At 70.9% G+C, this 2,354-nt stretch carries 2 protein-coding genes; one reads left to right on the top strand and one right to left on the bottom strand.

The window, feature by feature from the left end:
• Positions 1-331 precede the first annotated feature (331 nt).
• Entirely contained in the window at positions 332-961 is a 630-nt protein-coding gene (locus tag L615_RS03420; protein ID WP_145724129.1) for a hypothetical protein, read from the top strand.
• A 19-nt stretch (positions 962-980) separates the two neighbouring features.
• On the opposite strand, the gene L615_RS03415 is transcribed toward L615_RS03420, so the two are convergent.
• Entirely contained in the window at positions 981-2,186 is a 1,206-nt protein-coding gene (locus L615_RS03415; protein WP_145724128.1) for an Ig-like domain-containing protein, read from the bottom strand.
• Between the last annotated feature and the right edge of the window lie 168 nt (positions 2,187-2,354).

Genomic DNA, 2,354 nt, shown 5'->3' with positions numbered 1-2,354 from the left:
AGCAGCGACAACCTCGCCCCACTCACCCGCACCCACCACCGCATCAAGACCCACGCCGGCTGGCAAGCCCGACAACCCTTCCCCGGGATCACGATCTGGCGCGATCCCCACGGGGCCCGCTACCTGGTCGACCCGACCGGAACACGACACATCACCCCCACCACGGGTGACGACACCCCCACGCCCTTCGAGATCTACGCGACGCAACTCGTGCTCGAGTACGCCGCCTCGGTGGCCGTGGCCGTTGCCCTCTTCCTGTGGCGGGGCCGACGACGACGGGGACGGGGAGCCGAGCGACGCACGAAGATCCGTCACCTCGGGCAGCCCGACGGTGGAGCAGGACGTCGCCGCGGACCAGGCGATCGCCGAGGCCGCGGTGCTGACCCTCGACGACATGCCACCCGGCTGGACGTCCGAGGCGGCGGGCGAGGACGACGCGTCGGAGGAGCGGGAGTCCCGGACGCGGATGGCGCGCTGCGTGGGGGACTACGAGACGCTGTACGTCGACGCGCACCCGGACGCCGAGTCGGACGACTTCACCTCGCCCGACGACGCCGAGGTCTCGGTCGACGTCCGTGTCGCGCACTCCGAGGAGTGGCTGGTCGAGGCGTGCGAGGTGTTCTCGACCGACCGCTTCCGGGAGTGTGCGCTCGAGGAGCTCCAGAACGAGCTCGGCGGGGAGATGCAGGAGGTCACCGTCGGCGACATCAGCCTCGATCCCCTGTCGTTCGCGCCGGTCGGCGACGAGGTGACGGTCTACCGCATGACGATCCCGATCTCCGCTGACGGCTTCGACGTCGAGATGGTCGGCGACGTCGTCGCCGCGCGGGTGGGGCGCGGGATGGTGTGGCTCTCCGCCTTCAGCTTCCCCGCCCAGCGGCCACTCGGCGTGGAGGAGCTGCGCGGCTCGCTGGAGATCGCCGCTGACCGGCTCTCACGCGGTCTGGCGTCCGCCTCCTGAGGGCAGGCCAGAGGGCAGGTCAGAGGGCCGAGGCGGCCCGGTAGTCCGGCCAGGAGATGTTCCAGTCGCCGTAGCCGTTGTCGGGCTCCATCGGGCGGTCGGTACCGACGTACTCGACGACGTCGCCGCGGCGGGACATGGAGTAGAGCCAGCCGGCGTTCTCGGTGCTCAGGCCGGTGCAGCCGTGCGAGACGTTGGCACGGCCCTGGGAGCCGACCGACCACGGGGCGGCGTGGATGAACTCTCCGGAGTTGGTCAGGCGCATCGCCCAGCGGACGTTGTCGATGTCGTAGGCCTCGGCTGAGCCGGCGGGGATGCCGACGGTCTCGGAGTTCATCCGGCGGCTCTCGAACTTCTCCATGATCACCTTGACGCCGGAGCGGGTGGTGAACCCCTCCTTGCCGGTGGTGATCGGCAGGGTGCGGAGCAGCTTGCCGTTCTCGAAGACCTTCATCTGGTGGGTGCGCGCGTTGACCTTGTAGATGTGCGCGTCACCGACCTGGAAGTCGACCTCGCGGTCCTCCTGGCCGTAGATGCCGTTGCCGGCCGGGACGCCGTTGACGTCGACGTCGACGCTGACCTTGGTGCCGGCCTTCCAGTACGTCCGAGGCCGCCAGTGCGCCTCGGTGTCGCTCACCCAGCGCCACGAGCCCGCCTGCTTCGGCGTGGACGTCACCTTCATGTTCTTCTCGAACGACGCCTTGTCGGAAACCGGCAGGTCGAAGTGGACCACGACCGGCATGCCCACGCCGACGGTCTCACCCTGGAGCGGGGCGACCGAGGGGTAGGTCTGCTGGTCGAGGGTCAGCGCCTCGGTGCGGAACGGGGTGACGCTCTCGACCGTCGAGCCGTCGCCGCTCTCGGCGACAGCGCGGATCCGGTAGCGCACGCCGGGCTCGAGCCGCTCGCTCGCCACCCACCGGGTGCCGTCGACGATGCGACCGGGGACGTTGCCCGCCTTGGACCGCACCGCGACCGAGGCCAGCGTGCCGTCGGTCGCGGCGACCCGCAGCACGGTGCTGACCGGGACGTCCTTCGCGCCGGGCTCGACGTTGGCCGTCACCGACGCCTTGGTGACGGCGGCGGCCGTGGTCTGCGGCGCGTCGTCACCGCCGCCCGCGCCGGGCGTGAAGCCGGAGCCGTCGCACCCGGTCGCCGTGACGACGAGCAGGGTCAGGACAGCGAGGCCGCGCGCGGTGCGGGAGCGTCGGGTCGTCGAGAACACCGCGAAATCGTAACCGCCGGCACCCACGAATCCGGTTTCCACGCCGCCAGCCGGAAGTCACGTCGGTGTGACTCCCGCGACCCGGCCCCGGAAATGCCGCAAGGGCGAGGTGGACACCCGTGGTCGGGTTGGGTCCCCCTCGCCCTTGACAGGCGACGCGCTCGCGCA

It is taken from the genome of Nocardioides sp. J9, from assembly GCF_007829375.1.
In the GTDB taxonomy this organism is placed as follows: domain Bacteria; phylum Actinomycetota; class Actinomycetes; order Propionibacteriales; family Nocardioidaceae; genus Nocardioides.
The sequence above is the reverse complement of the archived record's forward strand: the minus strand, read 5'-3'. Positions and strand labels throughout refer to the sequence as shown.